This is a genomic window from Nocardiopsis sp. TNDT3 (assembly GCF_003427465.1).
Taxonomy (GTDB): domain Bacteria; phylum Actinomycetota; class Actinomycetes; order Streptosporangiales; family Streptosporangiaceae; genus Nocardiopsis; species Nocardiopsis dassonvillei.
On record NZ_QPFC01001135.1, the window covers coordinates 1 to 1,921 of the forward strand.

Annotated in this window: 1 protein-coding gene; it reads left to right on the plus strand. The window is 73.7% G+C overall.

Going from position 1 to position 1,921, the window contains the following annotated elements; all coding sequences use genetic code 11:
* Positions 1-170: 170 nt before the first annotated feature.
* Entirely contained in the window at positions 171-1,871 is a 1,701-nt protein-coding gene (locus tag DQW06_RS24760) for a cation acetate symporter (protein ID WP_117199408.1), read from the plus strand.
* The last annotated feature ends 50 nt before the right edge of the window (positions 1,872-1,921 follow it).

A 1,921-nucleotide genomic window follows, 5' to 3' on the forward strand; every position in this document is an offset into this window, starting at 1 on the left:
GTGCCGTCACGGGGGACGGCACCGCCGCGGTGGCCGTCGGAGTGGCGGCCGTCACCGAAACGCCCGCCGCTGCCGCACCGCCCGCGTCCACCGTCCCGGTCGCGCCCGCCGAACCGCCCGCTGCCGAAGCACCGTCCGCGTCCACCGTTCCGTCCGCGGCCGCCGACCCCCTGGACGCCCTGGGCGGCGCGCTGGGGAGCGAGTTCGGCGTCGCGCACGCCTGGACGGTGGGCCTGTGCGCCCTGTTCGTCCTGGTCACCCTCGCCGTCACCGTCCGCGCCAGGCGCACCACCCGGGGCGCGGTCGACTTCTACGCGGGCGGACGCGGCTTCTCCAGCACCCAGAACGGGCTCGCCCTGACCGGCGACTACCTGTCCGCGGCCTCCTTCCTGGGCATCGCCGGGATGATCTCCCTCCAGGGCTACGACGGCTTCCTGTACTCCATCGGCTTCCTGGCGGCCTGGCTGCTGGTGCTGCCGATGGCCCAGCTGGTGCGCAACACCGGCCGCTTCACCATGGCCGACCTGCCCGCCTTCCGCATGAACCGGATGCGGGTGCGCCTGGCCTGCACCGTCTCCACCGTCACCGTGTGCGTGTTCTACCTGGTCGCGCAGATGGTCGGCGCCGGAGCCCTGGTCGCGGTCCTGCTGGGCCTGCACGACGGCGGGACCTTCCTGGGGATGGGCGCCGAGCAGGCCCGCACGGGCGTGATCGTGCTCGTGGGCGTGCTCATGATCGTCTACGTCATGTACGGCGGCATGAAGGCGGCCACCTGGCTCCAGATCATCAAGGCGGTCGCGCTGCTGGCCGCCACCGGACTGCTCACCGCCCTGGTGCTGGCCCTGTTCGCCTTCGACCCGCGCGCCCTGCTCGGCGGGGCCGCCGAGGCCAGCGGGCACGGTCAGGCCTTCCTGGAACCGGGGCTGCGCTTCGGGGTGGAGGTCTCCGGCGACCCCGCCCGGACCCTGTTCAACAAGCTCGACCTCCTCAGCCTCGGGCTGGCCCTGGTGCTGGGCACCGTCGCGCTGCCGCACATCCTCATCCGCTTCTACACCGTGCCCGACGGCCGGGCGGCGCGCTCGTCGGTCAACCGCACGATCGTCATGGTCGGGGCCTTCTACCTCATGACGCCGGCCCTGGGCTTCGGCGCCGCGGCGCTGGTCGGCTCCGAGCGCATCGCGGCCGCGGACCCCTCGGGCAACACCGCGGTGCCGATGCTCGCCGAGGAGGTGGGGCGGCTGACCGCCGGTCCCGCGGGCGCGGCCGTGCTGCTCGCGCTGGTCTCGGCGGTCGCGCTGGCCACCGTCCTCGCCGTCATCGCCAGCCTCACCCTGGCCTCGTCCTCCTCGATCGCGCACGACCTGTTCGGCCACATCCTCATGTGGGGCAGGCCCCGGGAGTCGCAGGAGGTGGGTGTGGCGCGGCTCTCCGCCTGCGTGATCGGCGCCGTGGCCGTCGTGCTGGCCGTGCGGGCCCAGGACATGAACGCGGCCTTCCTCGTGGGGCTGGCCTTCGCCGTCGCGGCCGCGGCCAACCTGCCGGTCATCGTGCTCACCATGTTCTGGCGCCGCTTCAACACCAGGGGTGTGGAGTGGGGCGTCTACGGCGGCCTGTCCGCCACCCTGCTGCTCATGCTGCTGTCGCCGGTGATGTCGGGCAGGACCGACCCCGTCACGGGGGAGAACCTGTCGGTGCTGCCCGCCTGGATCGACGTCCAGCTCTTCCCGATGGAGAACCCGGCGCTGCTGGCGGTGCCGTTCGGCTTCGCGTGCGCGGTCGTGGGCAGCCTGCTCTCGCCGGAGCGCGACACCGCGCGCTTCACCGAGCTGCGGGTGCGCTCCCTGACCGGGTGGGGCGCCGAGCGGGACTGACCCGCGCGCGGGCTCCGGGGCGGAGGGACCCCCGGAGAGGGGTAGTGGGG